Source organism: Bacillus sp. EKM202B (genome assembly GCF_011066025.1).
GTDB classification, from domain to species: Bacteria; Bacillota; Bacilli; order Bacillales; family Bacillaceae_G; genus Bacillus_A; species Bacillus_A toyonensis.
This window is the reverse complement of record NZ_JAAMNK010000001.1, coordinates 1-14,300: the sequence shown is the minus strand read 5'-3', so window position 1 is coordinate 14,300 and position 14,300 is coordinate 1. Positions and strand designations below refer to the sequence as shown.

The following is a 14,300-nucleotide window of genomic DNA, read 5'->3' as shown; positions in this document are numbered from 1 at the left end:
ACAGCAATAGGTTACTTTATATAACCTATTGCTGTTTTTTATTATTTTTGCAAAGGAATAGCATCAAAATATGTTCTGTAGTTATTGGAGAATTCAAAGTTGTTTTTTGCATCCCAATTAATGGACCAAGACATTAGACCACGAAATGCAGGGTAGCCATTTTGATTAGAAAGCTTATACTTTCCTCCGAAAGGAACGCCTTTAATGATATAATCTAAAGCTTTTTTCATTTCAGTTGGAGAAATATACCCGCCACTTGGAGCTGCTGCTGGTGCCGCCGGAAGTCCAATCATTACTTGATCTGAACGAAGAGCGGGGAAAATATTATTTGGATTACCGCCTACAGGAAAGCCATGTAAGAGCATATCTGCCATCGCGACCTCGTAGTCTGCGGTTCCTTGATTATAATTATTACCGTCCATCCCAATGCCGCTACCAGCATTATAGTGTTGAACGTGAATATAAGTTAGTTTGTCTTTCACTCCGTAAATAATTGGTAAATATGCACCCCATATGCTTCCATATGCGCTATACCCGCCTTGAACATAAGCTGTTTCAGGGGCCATGCTTAATAGGAAATCTGGACCGTAATGGTCTGAAATCGTTCGAATTGCTGAGATAAGATTCACGATTTGAGGAGTTGTTGGGTTTTTAAAATTAGTGTCATTGCCGTTTAAGTAAATACCTGATTCAAGGTCAATATCTATTCCATCAAAACCGTATTTATCGATTAGAGATTGTATGGAATTAATAAAACGTTGTTTAGCGGCATTGTCAGGAAGTAAAACGACTCCATTTTGTCCACCTATTGAAAGAACTACTTTTTTTCCTTTACTTTTTAAATAGGAAATATCAGATTTGAACTCTGCATCTGTACCATACACAGGGGAAAATTCAACAGTGGAACGATCACCACCAGTTTCACCGAAAGATACATTTATTACATCCCATTTTGGTGAAACATCTTTTAATTTAATAATGCCAGTACCGTTATCAAAGTTATGCCAATATCCAACGAGTAATTTTGATCCTAAATTGTTTGCTGCTTTTGTTTGGAAGGGGGCTAGCGGTAGCAGTAAGAAAATTACTAACATACAACAAATGAATTTGAACTTGTTTAACATATCAACACTCCTATACACAAAGTTGTCTAGATGTATAATCTTGTTTCTTTAATGATATCTGAAAATTTTATCTTTTGTTAGGTTTAATAATTTTCTCAACAATTGTGTATGGAAAATTATTAAACCTAATGTAATAATTTATGAAGGAGGTGGATTTATAATTTTTAAATTCAGAATATTTTGATATATTAAGAAGTGTAAGACAAGGTTTTTTGCATAATACTCTTACATAAATTTCAAAATAAAGTTTGGAAGGGGATGTACAAGATTTGGATAAAAATCTTAAGAAAGACCTAAAAATACGCCACATTACGATGATCTCAATTGGTGGTGTAATAGGGGCTGGTTTGTTTGTTGGAAGTGGTGCAGTTGTACATTCGGCCGGGCCAGGTTCTATCGTTTCATATGCATTAGCGGGACTTCTAGTCATTTTCGTCATGAGAATGTTGGGGGAAATGGCAGCTATTAACCCGACAAGTGGTTCATTTGCAACATATGCACGAGAAGCTATTGGTCCATGGGCGGGGTATACAATTGGGTGGCTATATTGGTTTTTCTGGGTAATTGTTATTGCAATAGAAGCCACAGCAGGTGCTGGTATTATTCAATACTGGATTCCAGACATCCCACTCTGGTTATTAAGCCTAATATTAACGATTTTATTAACGTTGACGAATGTTTTTTCAGTGAAATCATTTGGAGAGTTTGAATATTGGTTTTCTTTTATTAAAGTAATAAGTATCGTCTTATTCCTTTGTCTTGGACTTGCTGTTATTTTAGGATTTGTACCAGGAACGGAAGCACCTGGCACTTCAAATTTAGTAGGACAAGGGGGATTTATGCCAAATGGGATAAGTTCGGTGCTGCTTGGAATTACCGTCGTTATATTTTCATTTATGGGGTCAGAGATTGTAGCAGTAGCGGCTGGTGAGTCTGCTGAGCCTGTAAAAGCAGTAAAAACAGCAACAAATAGTGTAATTTGGCGTATTCTCGTATTTTTCATTGGATCTATTGCTATAGTCGTTACACTCCTTCCGTGGAATTCAGCAAACATACTAAAAAGTCCATTTGTAGCGGTACTTGAACATATAGGAATACCAGCGGCAGCACAAATTATGAATTTTATCGTTTTAACAGCTGTACTCTCTTGTTTAAATTCGGGCTTATATACAAACTCAAGAATGCTTTTTTCGATGGCAGAAAGAGGAGATGCTCCAAAGGTGTTTTTAAAATTGAACAGTAGTGGTGTTCCAGTTCGAGCAGTTTTATTTGGAACTTTCTTCGCTTATATTGGAGTTGTTTTTAGTTACATATCTCCAGATAAAGTATTTTTATTTTTAGTGAATGCTTCTGGTGGGATCGCGTTACTCGTTTATCTCGTTATTGCAGTTTCGCATTTAAAGATGCGTAAAAAAATGGGAAAAGTAGAACAAAGAAATTTGAAAGTGAAAATGTGGCTTTTCCCATATGTAACGTATGTTACAATTGCTGCTATTATAGCAGTTTTAGTTGCAATGCTTGCAATTGAATCTTTGCGTCCACAAGCACTTTTAACGATGCTTGTTACTGTTCTTATAATACTTTCTTATTTTATTTTTAATAGAAATAAAAATAGCACAGTTTTGAAACCTAAAAGTAGAAATGAAGAATCCGTTCGATTCTAATTTATTGTTTTGGAATAGAGTTACACCCAATCATTGCTATAAAAGAATCATATATAAACATAGAAACGAGTAATTACTATTGTCATAGTGAATATAAACTTTTTTCTTGACTTTTTATACGAAGGCGAGCAAAATGGTAAAAAAGGAAGGGGGGATGATGATGGAAGAGTACGTATTAGAGCTGTATAACCTGTTATATACGACAGAATGGCAAGATATTGTTTCGTTTCTAGGAATAGTATTTTGCATGAAAATTGTAATTGTATATATGGAAGAGCAAGGTATGTTCTATTCCTTCTCATCCCCGTTCGATGTGCAGCGCGAGCCGTTGCTGAACTATGCCAAGGTGAATTACGAACAAATTCCTTTTGTTCTATTCTTTATGATTCGATTTATAACAGCAATTGTAAAGAAGAAAGAAAGTGATGATGAAGAGTGCCACGTAACTTGTAATATAGCTAACGTTTTTTAAGCTAAATACAAGGAGGAGATTTATATGTGGTTTCGATTTCTTATGATTGGTTTCTTTTCATTAACAGCAATTTCATTAATGGGATATCAAGTATCTGAAATTTTTCAAGCATATAGCAATACGTTTTTTAACAAAAACTAATTGCATTGCTATTTGAATAATAAAGCGATAAAATCCTTCTTAAGAAGTTTTATTAAGAAGGATTTTTTTCTTTGTCTTGTCTTACTGTGTCAAACTATTGTCACATTTACACTGTGAATAATATGTTAAAATAGTGAGGTTACGTATACATATTTGAAGGAAGAGGGAGTGACCATTTTGGTGGATCAATCAACAAATCAGAAAAGCTATGCTCCTATTGTGATAACGCTTTCTGTAATTGTAAATGCGATTATTTTATTTTTGTTCTTTGGACCTGTTGGCTATGAAGGAGAAGTACATTTTGATGTAACGATTTTACCAATGTTAAATGCAATTTTTAATAGCTTTACGTTCGTATTCTTATTAGCAGCTTTATACTCTATTATTAAAAAGAATGTGAAAATGCACCGTGGTTTCATTCTTGCGGCATTCACGACGACTTTGCTATTCTGTGTTTCGTATTTATCGTATCATTACTTGGCGCCAGCAACACATTTTGGCGGGGAAGGATTTATTAAATATGTGTACTTCATCATTTTAATTACACATATTATCCTTGCGGCAATTATTGTACCACTTGCATTGTTCGCACTTGTATTTGGTTTTACGAATCAATTAACACGTCACCGTAAAATTGTACGATGGACGATGCCAATTTGGCTATATGTAAGTCTATCTGGTGTTATTGTTTACTTAATGATCTCACCTTATTATCAATAAAAAATCTCAGCCCTAAAGGCTGGGATTTTTTTGTTAAGCAAATATTTTTGTGAAATGAAAAAAATATGGTATACAAAAGTATAGTTGCTTTTTAAATAGAAGGGATGGTAAAAAGATATGCAAAATTTTGTATTTCGTAATCCGACAAAACTTATTTTCGGTAAAGGACAATTAGAGCAGTTAAAAACTGAAATTCCACAGTTCGGTAAAAAAGTTCTTCTCGTATATGGAGGAGGCAGCATTAAAAGAAACGGTATATATGATAATGTAATTTCTATTTTAAAAGATATAAATGCGGAAGTATTTGAATTGACTGGTGTTGAACCGAATCCTCGTGTATCAACAGTAAAAAAAGGGATTCAAATTTGTAAAGAAAATGGTGTCGAATTTATTTTAGCAGTTGGTGGAGGAAGTGTAATCGACTGTACGAAAGCGATTGCCGCTGGTAGTAAGTACGATGGAGATGTATGGGATATTGTAACGAAAAAAGCATTTGCTAGCGAGGCATTACCATTTGGTACTGTACTTACTCTTGCAGCAACAGGATCTGAAATGAATGCAGGCTCGGTAATTACAAACTGGGAAACGAATGAAAAATACGGCTGGGGTAGCCCGGTTACTTTCCCGCAGTTTTCAATCTTAGATCCAGTTCATACTGCGTCTGTACCGAAAGATCAAACAATTTACGGTATGGTAGATATTATGTCACACGTATTAGAGCAATATTTCCATCATGGAACAAATACAGAACTACAAGATCGTTATTGTGAATCTGTTTTAAGAACAGTAATTGAAACAGCTCCTAAGCTTTTAAGTGATCTAGAAAATTATGAGCATAGGGAAACAATTTTATATTGCGGTACTATGGCGTTAAACGGCATTTTAGCAATGGGAGTAAAAGGAGACTGGGCAACTCATAATATTGAGCATGCAGTTTCTGCTGTTCATGACATACCACACGGCGGCGGCCTTGCAATTCTATTCCCGAATTGGATGAAGCATGTTATAGATGAAAATGTAAGTCGTTTTAAACAGTTCGCTATTCGTGTATTTGATATAGAAACAGATGGCAAAACAGATAAAGAAGTGGCGTTAGAAGGAATTGAGGCACTGCGTCAATTTTGGACTTCAATTGAGGCGCCAGTAGCATTATCTGATTATACTATTGGAGAAAATGAAATTGATTTAATGGCGGATAAAGCGATGGCTTATGGTGAATTTGGTAACTTTAAAAAATTAAATAAAGATGATGTTTTAAACATATATAAAGCTTCTTTATAAGTGAATCGAGAAAAGAAACCCATTTGATATAACAATCAAATGGGTTTCTTTTTTGTTGTCTATAACTGTTTTTGATTGTTTTTGATTGTTTTTGATTATTTATGAATGTATGTGGTTGATTTTTGTGATCGTTTTCATTATACTGTAATCAAAGAAGAGGTGAGTAAAATGTTAACTCCTGAACGTCATCAAATGATATTGCAACTTGTAAAAGAACAGAAAGTAGTTAAATTACAGCAATTAGTTGAAAGAACAGAAAGCTCTGAATCAACAATTCGTCGTGATTTAGCACAATTAGAAAAACAAAGGTTATTAAAAAGAGTTCATGGTGGTGCCTCTGTTTTAACAGCAAAGGGACAGGAGCCAACGATGATTGAAAAATCATCCAAAAACATTCAAATAAAACATCAAATTGCTAAGTATGCAGCTACTATTGTGGAACAAGGGGATTGTATTTATTTAGATGCAGGAAGTACAACATTTGAAATGATTCCATTTCTAATAAATAAAGATGTTACTGTCGTGACGAATGGACTTATGCATATTGAAGCTTTAGTTGAAAATAATATTCGTGCGTATTTACTAGGCGGAATGATGAAGAGTAGGACGAAGGCTTTAATTGGTGCGATGGCACAGGAAAGTATGCAGAAGTATCGCTTTGATAAATGTTTTTTAGGAGCGAATGGCGTACATGAACAGTTTGGTTTTACAACACCAGATCCAGAAGAAGCGCTTTTAAAACAAATGGCATTAACATTAGCGAACGAAGGGTATTTCTTAATTGATGAAAGTAAGTTTTCAGAAGTTGCGTTTGCGAAAATTGCCAATGTTGAAGATGCAAATATTATTACAAACCATTTAGAAATTGATTTAGAAAAATATAAAAGACAAACCAATGTAATTGAGGCTGATAAACAATGATCTATACAGTTACTTTAAACCCATCTATTGATTATGTAGTACAAGTTAATTCTTTTGATTTAGGCACAGTAAATCGAGCAGAGAAAGACATGAAGTTTCCTGGAGGAAAAGGGATTAATGTTTCTCGCGTTCTTCATCGTTTAGGTGTTGGAAATGTTGCACTTGGATTTACTGGTGGATTTACTGGTCAGTTTATGCAAGATGTATTACATGATGAAGGTGTAACAACAAATTTCGTCCAAGTAGATGAAGATACTAGAATTAATGTAAAGATAAAAGGGGAAGAAGAAACAGAATTAAATGGACAAGGTCCTATTGTGACAAAAGAGCAGTTCGGACAGTTAATGAACAAAATTGAAAGTATGCAACGTGGAGATTGTGTTGTACTTGCTGGAAGTGTACCGACTTCTATTCCAAATACTTTTTATGAATCAATTGCTGCGTTTGGAGCTGAAAAAGGTATTCGTGTAGTAGTGGATGCAAGTGGAAGTGCACTGCAACATGTAATTAAAAATAAGCCATTTTTAATAAAGCCAAATCATCATGAACTTGGTGAGTTATTTGGAGTGGAGCTTTTAACAGTAGAAGAGATTTTACCGTATGGAAGAAAATTAGTCGAACAAGGTGTAGAGAACGTTATTGTATCTATGGCCGGAGATGGAGCTTTATTATTTACGGCAGAAGGTATATATGAAGCAACTGTTCCAAAAGGTGTTGTTATTAATTCAGTTGGGGCAGGAGATTCTCTCGTTGCTGGATTTGTAGGTAAATACGAACAGACAAAAGATATTGAAAAGGCATTCCAATATGGTGTTGCAACAGGGAGTGCAACAGCATTTTCGGCAGATTTATGTAAAAAGGAAAAAGTAGAAGAATTATTGTCGCAAGTAATTGTAGTTAAGCGATAGGGGGAAGTAACATATGAAAATTACAGAACTATTAAAAAGGGATACAGTCATTATGAATTTGACAGCTTCAAATAAAGAAGCTGTCATAGATGAATTAGTTGAGAAATTAAGTGGGGCAAATCGTTTAAATAGTAAAACGGAATTTAAAGAAGCTATTTTAAAGCGGGAGTCCCAAAGTACGACTGGAATTGGGGAAGGCATTGCCATACCTCATGCGAAGACGAAGGCTGTTAAGCAACCGGCGATTTGTTTCGGTAGAAGTGTAAGCGGTATCAATTATGAATCGCTTGACGGACAGCCTGCACATTTATTCTTTATGATTGCTGCAAGTGAAGGAGCAAATAATACACATTTAGAAACGTTGTCCCGTCTTTCTACATTATTAATGGATGAAGGCTTTCGCAAGCAATTATTAGAAGCAAAGGATGAAGAGGAACTTCTTCGCTTATTTGATGAAAAAGAGAATGAAAAAGAAGAAGAAGTTGAAGTAGCGAAACCGGAAGGGGATGAACCATACGTATTAGCTGTTACAGCTTGTCCGACTGGAATCGCTCACACATATATGGCTGCTGATAGTTTGAAAGCGAAAGCGGCAGAGTTAGGGATTGCGATTAAAGTTGAAACGAACGGATCAACAGGTATAAAAAACGGTTTAACGAAAGAGGACATTGAACGTGCAACGGCCATTATCGTTGCGGCAGATAAACAAGTAGAAATAAATCGTTTTGCTGGAAAACATGTCATTCAAGTGCCGGTAGCTGATGGGATTAGAAAAACGGAAAAGCTTCTTAATCGAGCTGTCAAACAAGATGCACCAATCTTTAAAGGTGTAAAAGAGAATGGGAAGTCAGAGAGTATAGAGAATGAAAAAGGATTAGGAATTTATAAGCATTTAATGAGTGGTGTAAGTAATATGCTTCCGTTCGTTGTTGGCGGTGGAATTTTAATAGCGCTAGCGTTTTCGTTTGGTGGTATAAAGGCGGAAGGTCCATTAGCTGAATTGTTCATGTCTATTGGTGGAGGAAAAACAGGGGCGTTTTTATTCCTTGTACCAATTTTAGCTGGATTTATTGCGAGTTCTATTGCTGATCGTCCTGGTTTTATGCCTGGTGTTGTTGGAGGGTTTTTAGCGGCACATGCGAATGCTGGGTTTTTAGGAGGATTAATTGCTGGTTTCTTAGCTGGATATGTTGTTTTAGGATTGAAAAGATTATTTTCAGGATTACCAGCGCAGTTAGAAGGAATTAAACCTGTTTTGTTATATCCAGTCTTTGGATTGTTAATTACAGGAGTTGTAATGCAAAAAGTAGTAAATCCACCTGTAGTAGCATTGAATGAAATGTTAACAGGATGGTTAAATGGTTTGAACGGTACAAATGCTATATTACTAGGTCTTATTTTAGGTGGTATGATGGCAATCGATATGGGTGGTCCAATTAATAAAGCCGCATTTACATTTGGTATTGCTGCAATAGAAGCGCAGAACTTTGGAGTTCACTCTGCTGTTATGGCTGGTGGTATGGTACCGCCACTTGCAATTGCATTTGCAACTACATTCTTTAAAACGAAGTTTACAGAAGCGGAACGTAAATCTGGTTTAACAAATTATATTATGGGAGCATCGTTTATTACAGAAGGTGCAATTCCATTTGCAGCTGCAGATCCGATTCGAGTAATTGTAAGTTGTGTTGTTGGTTCAAGTATTGCAGGCGCGTTATCTATGTTATTCCAAATTACATTACCGGCACCACATGGTGGGTTATTTGTTATAGCATTAGTAAATAAACCGTTGCTATATATTTTCTCTATATTAGTAGGGACAGTTATTTCTGCTCTTATGATGGGGATTTGGAAAAAGAAGGTTAAATAATAAATGAAAAAGGAGTAGCTGCTATAAGCTACTCCTTTTTATTACAAAAAAAGAGATTAATAATTGGAGAATGATGTTTTATGGTAAAAGATGTAATGGAATATGATTTTTTTGTAACAAAACAGTAATACTGTAATTTTTTTTGGGAAAAAATTTTCATGCTTGTATGTGGAAAATATATGAAAAATATTGGGGTTTCTATTGAAAATGCATTTCATTAATATGGAAATTTATGTTACAACTCGTTAATCGTATATTACGAATGCTTTGTAATTGTGTGATTTCTAAAAAACTAAAAAATCTGTTGCTATAATGAAAATACGAAAACAAAGCAAATGGAGGCTATTCATGAAAAAATTATTAGGTATAGCAACAGCGGCAGTTTTTGGTCTTGGGATTTTTGCAGGTTCTGCGAAAGCAGAAACGATTGTAACAACAAACGTATTAAATGTGAGAGAAAACCCAAATGTAGAGTCAAAGCTTGTAGGTAAAATGTTAAGTGGAAATAAATTAGATGTTATAAATACAGAAAACGGATGGTCGAAAATTAAATTAGACGGTAAAGAAGCATTTGTAAGTGCTGAATTTACTAAAAGTACGTATTATGTAACTGCGAACGTATTAAATATTCGTGCTGGAGCGAATACTGACTCTGAAATTCTTGGTAAATTTAATAAAAATGATTTGATTGAAACGACAAATCAAGTTCAAAATGAATGGTTACAATTCGACTACAATGGAAAAGTTGCATATGTTCACGTACCATTTTTAACAGGAGAAGCACCTGTGATTGAAAAGAAAGAAGTTGTAACTCAAGAAGAACCGGCTAGAGTAAATCCGTCGGTTAAAAATAATACGGCAGTTAAGAGCAAAGAGTCTGTTAAAAATGTAGAATCAAGTAAGCCTGTAGCAAAGGAAAAGCCAGCTGCGAAACCAGTTAAGAAATCTGCTGAAACAAATGCACCTGCTGGCGGTCGTGAAATAACAGTAGAAGCGACGGCGTATACAGCAAATCCAAGTGAGAATGGTACGTATGGTGGTCGTGTGTTAACTGCAATGGGGCATGATTTAACAGCGAATCCAAATATGAAAGTAATTGCTGTTGATCCAAAGGTAATTCCACTTGGATCGAAAGTATGGGTAGAAGGATATGGAGAAGCGATTGCTGGAGATACTGGTGGTGCGATTAAAGGAAATCGCATTGATGTATTAGTGGGCTCAGATGGTAGTGCTAATAGCTGGGGCCGTAAGTCTGTAAAAGTGAAAGTTATACAATAGTGTATATGTATTAATTTAAAAAGCGATTGCTTACATATTTTCAAGCAACCGCTTTTTATGGATTATTGAAAGGGATAAATAGTTGTACCTGTAAGAATTTTATATGCACTGCAAAATTGAGTCTGCATATACTCTGTATTTTTATTTTCTAGATGTAATGTTGTTTCTTGGAGCGTAGAATGAAAAGAACGTAGCAAACAATTTAGAGCGAAGTATAATTCTTCTTGTGAACAGTTTTGTTCTTTTGTAGCAGTGGCTAAAATGAGGTCTTTTGTTAAAGATGAAAAATTGATGGTAGATTGTTTCATAGTCAACTCATCCTCTCAAAGCTATTTTTTATCATGTGTATGCAGAATTGGACAAACTATGTTCTTTTTTTATATGAAATTTCATGTACCAGAATGAAAGAACTTGCAATCGTACCGTTAAAATTGTTAAGATTGGATATAATCAATAGATGGAGTATATTACATAAAGAGAGTTGAATGATATGGGAGAAATGCAACGCGAAAAGGTTGCTGTCATCATTGGACCAACTGCTGTTGGAAAGACGAAGTTAAGTATTGACCTTGCCAAAGCGTTGAATGGTGAAATTATAAGTGGAGATTCCATGCAGATTTATCGCACGATGGACATTGGAACCGCAAAGGTGACAAAAGAAGAGATGGACGGAATTCCACATTATATGGTCGATATAAAAGATCCGGAAGATTCATTTTCTGTCGCAGAATTTCAAGAACGTGTTCGTAAACATATTCGAGAAATTACAGAGCGGGGTAAATTACCGATTATTGTTGGTGGAACCGGTCTTTATATACAATCTGTTTTATTCGATTATCAGTTTACAGATGATGCTGGTGATGCTATATACCGAGAGAAAATGGAAAAGCTAGCTCAAGAACGTGGTGTGGAATATGTACATGAAAAATTGCAAGAAGTAGATCCAGAAAGCGCGGAGCGTATTCATGCTAATAATGTGCGTCGTGTCATTCGGGCGTTAGAAATTTTCCACACGACGGGCGAAAAAATGAGTGAACAACTCGAAAAACAAGAAAACGAGTTATTATATGATGTTTCACTAATTGGCTTGACAATGGATCGAGAAATGCTATACGATCGCATTAACTTACGAGTGGATTTAATGATGGAACAAGGTTTATTAGAGGAAGTAAAAGGGCTGTATAATCGTGGGATGAGAGATTGTCAATCTATTCAAGCGATTGGGTATAAAGAGGTATATGATTATTTTGAGAATCGTGTCTCTTTAGAAGAAGCGGTATCACAATTAAAGACGAATTCACGTCGTTATGCAAAACGTCAATTAACGTGGTTCCGTAATAAAATGGATGTCACATGGTTTGATGTTACAGATGGTGAAAAAACGTCAGAAATTTTACGATACATAGAAGGAAAGTTACAACTAAAGTCGAATAATAGTAAGTAGAGAAAAAGAGGAGGATTCGACATGAAGCAATCAATCAATATTCAAGATCAGTTTTTAAATCAACTCCGTAAAGAAAATACGTTTGTTACGCTGTACTTATTAAATGGTTTCCAGCTTCGTGGATTAATTAAAGGATTTGATAATTTTACAGTCCTACTGGAAACAGAAGGTAAGCAACAGCTTATTTATAAACATGCAATTTCTACATTCGTACCACAAAAAAATGTTTCGATTGAATTAGAGTAGTAATGAATTATTGTACATAACAAAAAAAGAGCGAGTTTTGAAGTGACCCCTAAAAGTTGACACGGTTATTTCATTAGGCAGCTTGATCCAAATGAGTCCGGTATTGCACCGGGCTCATTTTTAATTTTACCTTTATCCGTTTCGTATTATAATAATCTACATATTTTTCTAATTCTATTTTAAAATGATCTACACTTTCAAACTCTTTTATGTAGAGGAATTCCGACTTCATGATCCCGAAGAAATTCTCCATTACTGCGTTGTCATAACAGTTTCCTTTTCGAGACATACTCTGCACAATACCTCTTGATTCAAGTGTCCGGGCATATTGTTTCATTTGATAATGCCACCCTTGATCTGAATGCATCAATAGTTGGTGATTTTCCGGTAAATGTTCTAATGCTGTCTCTAACATTTCTGAAACAAGTGAATACGTCGGTCTAAAGCCAATTGTATAGGTAATAATCTCACCATTATACAAGTCTAATACAGGTGATATATACAGTTTCTCTCCAAATAATTTAAACTCTGTGATGTCTGTTACCCATTTTTGATTCGGTGCATCTGCATGAAAATTGCGCGCTAAAATATTGGGTGCAGTTTTACCAACTTTCCCCTTATAAGACTTATATTTTTTCATATGCACAACACACTTTAATCCAAGCTCTTTCATAATGCGTTGAACCTTCTTGTGATTCACTTTTTGACCACGATTCGTTAACTCATCACGAATGCGACGGTAGCCATAACGGCCTTCATTTTCCTCATAAATCGCTTTAATTTCAGCTTTCAAATCGGCATCTAAATCCGGACGATTCATTTTCTTTACTAAATCATAATACGTGCTTTGTGGAATGTTAGCTAGCTCTACAAGTGCTTTCACCGAATATTTATGCCTTAATTCATAGACTACTTGTGCTTTGTCCTGTTTCGTGATTTTTCCTTGTTTTGAACTAAGGCATTCAACTTTTTTAAGTACTCATTTTCCATTTCAAGCTGTTGAATACGTGCTTCAAGTGCTTCGACTGAACCTTCAACTGGTGTTTGTTTTGATTGTTTATTTGAATCTTTTTCCATGGATGGACGCCCCTTTTTCTTTGATTGAAGGGCAGCGATTCCTTGTGTTTCGAATTGTTTTTTCCAAACAATAATCGTTGAAGGGGCAGGAATATTAAAAATAGCTGCCCCTTCAAATAAGGACGTACCGTTTTCAATCATAAAATTTAGTACGTCTAGTTTAAATTGTTGCGTGTAATTTGTATACCGTTTTAGAAAAGCTTCCACACCATTTTGTTTATATTGGTTTACCCAATTCAAAATTACGGTGTCTCTTATACCAACCGCTTTACTAATTTCTCGGTAACTTTCATTTCCGTTCAAATAACGTTGAACGATGTGTATTTTTTCATCAGCTGTAAATTTAACCATAGAAAAACTGCACCTCCAATTGTTAGACGGTGTCTAACAATTGGGGTGCAGTTCAGTTTCTCGCTCTTTTTTTATTTGTCATAAACAATACATAGTGAAATTTAAGCGATTCTAAATACAGTAAGGCGAATGTTAGTATTTCCTGTTGCAGGGATCGTAATCTCGTTAAGAGTAGATTGGACAGAGATGTTTGCACCAGCTGCTAACGTTTCAATTGTAGTAAATGAAAGTGAGTCACCTATTAAACTTGAAGAGAAGTTGTCAGTTGCGACTGCTCCATTAATTGAAATTCCTACTCCAAGTGGAGCACATCCTGGCGCAGTTGTAGCGATGGATACGCTAATTACATAAATGCCAGCGTTAATAACAGTAACTGTATTTGTGCCGTTAAAGATAATATTGTTTACGTTAATTGCAGTACTAAAAATAAAGTTATTAAATTGCAGTACTGTTTGTTGAATGTTATTTGTTACAACAATTGTTGCTACAGGGAAGCTAGGTCCAGTAGGTCCAGTAGGCCCAGTAGGTCCGCCAGATGGTCCAGTTGGTCCAGTAACTCCTATACCGGTAGCGCCGGTAGCACCCGTTGGTCCTTGGATGCCTTGAACACCTTGAGGTCCGGTAGCGCCTGTGTTACCTTGAGCCCCTTGAGGCCCGGTAGCGCCTGTGTTACCTTGAACACCTTGAGGTCCCGTGGCACCAGTAGCGCCCGTATTACCTTGAACGCCTTGAGGTCCGGTAGCGCCTGTGTTACCTTGAGCCCCTTGAGGCCCGGTAGCGCCTGTGTTACCTTGAACACCTTG

The 14,300-nt window shown here is 35.7% G+C and carries 14 protein-coding genes; 10 read left to right on the top strand and 4 right to left on the bottom strand.

The genetic code is table 11. The features are described 5' to 3' along the window. Positions 1-41: 41 nt before the first annotated feature. Complete coding sequence (locus G9F74_RS00070) at positions 42-1,124, bottom strand: chitinase (protein WP_016108946.1); 1,083 nt, start codon at positions 1,122-1,124, stop codon at positions 42-44. 269 nt (positions 1,125-1,393) lie between these two features. Between G9F74_RS00070 and gabP the strand changes: the two genes are divergently transcribed. The 8 genes from gabP (at position 1,394) to entD (ending at position 10,379) form a co-directional block, all read left to right on the top strand. Further along, complete coding sequence (gene gabP / locus G9F74_RS00065; RefSeq protein ID WP_000360092.1) at positions 1,394-2,788, top strand: GABA permease; 1,395 nt, start codon at positions 1,394-1,396, stop codon at positions 2,786-2,788. Positions 2,789-2,921: 133 nt separating this feature from the next. Continuing rightward, positions 2,922-3,260: a hypothetical protein gene (locus tag G9F74_RS00060; protein WP_002039366.1), complete on the top strand. Its 339-nt coding sequence runs from the start codon at positions 2,922-2,924 to the stop codon at positions 3,258-3,260. 318 nt (positions 3,261-3,578) lie between these two features. Continuing rightward, positions 3,579-4,121: a DUF420 domain-containing protein gene (locus G9F74_RS00055; RefSeq protein ID WP_000228316.1), complete on the top strand. Its 543-nt coding sequence runs from the start codon at positions 3,579-3,581 to the stop codon at positions 4,119-4,121. A gap of 117 nt (positions 4,122-4,238) precedes the next feature. Beyond that, complete coding sequence (locus G9F74_RS00050) at positions 4,239-5,402, top strand: iron-containing alcohol dehydrogenase (protein WP_001179084.1); 1,164 nt, start codon at positions 4,239-4,241, stop codon at positions 5,400-5,402. Positions 5,403-5,570: 168 nt separating this feature from the next. Continuing rightward, positions 5,571-6,323 carry a DeoR/GlpR family DNA-binding transcription regulator gene (locus G9F74_RS00045; protein ID WP_000957289.1) on the top strand — a complete coding sequence of 251 codons (753 nt, stop codon included), beginning with the start codon at positions 5,571-5,573 and terminating at the stop codon, positions 6,321-6,323. Then, positions 6,320-7,231 (top strand): 1-phosphofructokinase, encoded by a 912-nt coding sequence (gene pfkB / locus G9F74_RS00040; RefSeq protein WP_000640843.1) that lies wholly within the window; start codon positions 6,320-6,322, stop codon positions 7,229-7,231. The genes G9F74_RS00045 and pfkB overlap by 4 nt, the downstream gene beginning before the upstream one ends. A gap of 13 nt (positions 7,232-7,244) precedes the next feature. Beyond that, complete coding sequence (locus G9F74_RS00035) at positions 7,245-9,101, top strand: PTS fructose transporter subunit IIABC (RefSeq protein WP_016108945.1); 1,857 nt, start codon at positions 7,245-7,247, stop codon at positions 9,099-9,101. A 348-nt stretch (positions 9,102-9,449) separates the two neighbouring features. Continuing rightward, positions 9,450-10,379 (top strand): cell wall-binding protein EntD, encoded by a 930-nt coding sequence (gene entD / locus G9F74_RS00030; RefSeq protein ID WP_016108944.1) that lies wholly within the window; start codon positions 9,450-9,452, stop codon positions 10,377-10,379. 62 nt (positions 10,380-10,441) lie between these two features. On the opposite strand, the gene G9F74_RS00025 is transcribed toward entD, so the two are convergent. Continuing rightward, complete coding sequence (locus G9F74_RS00025; protein ID WP_016108943.1) at positions 10,442-10,687, bottom strand: hypothetical protein; 246 nt, start codon at positions 10,685-10,687, stop codon at positions 10,442-10,444. 182 nt (positions 10,688-10,869) lie between these two features. Here G9F74_RS00025 and miaA point away from each other — a divergent pair, with 182 nt between their 5' ends. Both miaA and hfq read left to right on the top strand, forming a co-directional pair. Beyond that, positions 10,870-11,823 carry a tRNA (adenosine(37)-N6)-dimethylallyltransferase MiaA gene (gene miaA / locus G9F74_RS00020; protein ID WP_000504364.1) on the top strand — a complete coding sequence of 318 codons (954 nt, stop codon included), beginning with the start codon at positions 10,870-10,872 and terminating at the stop codon, positions 11,821-11,823. A 21-nt stretch (positions 11,824-11,844) separates the two neighbouring features. Then, complete coding sequence (hfq, locus tag G9F74_RS00015) at positions 11,845-12,069, top strand: RNA chaperone Hfq (protein WP_000813896.1); 225 nt, start codon at positions 11,845-11,847, stop codon at positions 12,067-12,069. 73 nt (positions 12,070-12,142) lie between these two features. On the opposite strand, the gene G9F74_RS00010 is transcribed toward hfq, so the two are convergent. Both G9F74_RS00010 and G9F74_RS00005 read right to left on the bottom strand, forming a co-directional pair. Then, positions 12,143-13,497, bottom strand: a protein-coding gene (locus G9F74_RS00010; protein ID WP_097896592.1) for an IS3 family transposase whose coding sequence is annotated in 2 segments (ribosomal slippage) — positions 12,143-13,044 and positions 13,044-13,497 — 1,356 coding nt in all. Because the reading frame shifts where the segments join, the coding sequence is not laid out codon by codon here. Positions 13,498-13,598: 101 nt separating this feature from the next. Further along, positions 13,599-14,300, bottom strand: a 702-nt coding sequence (locus tag G9F74_RS00005; protein ID WP_165406208.1) for a Gly-Xaa-Xaa repeat protein, incomplete at its 5' end; no start/stop codon positions are given.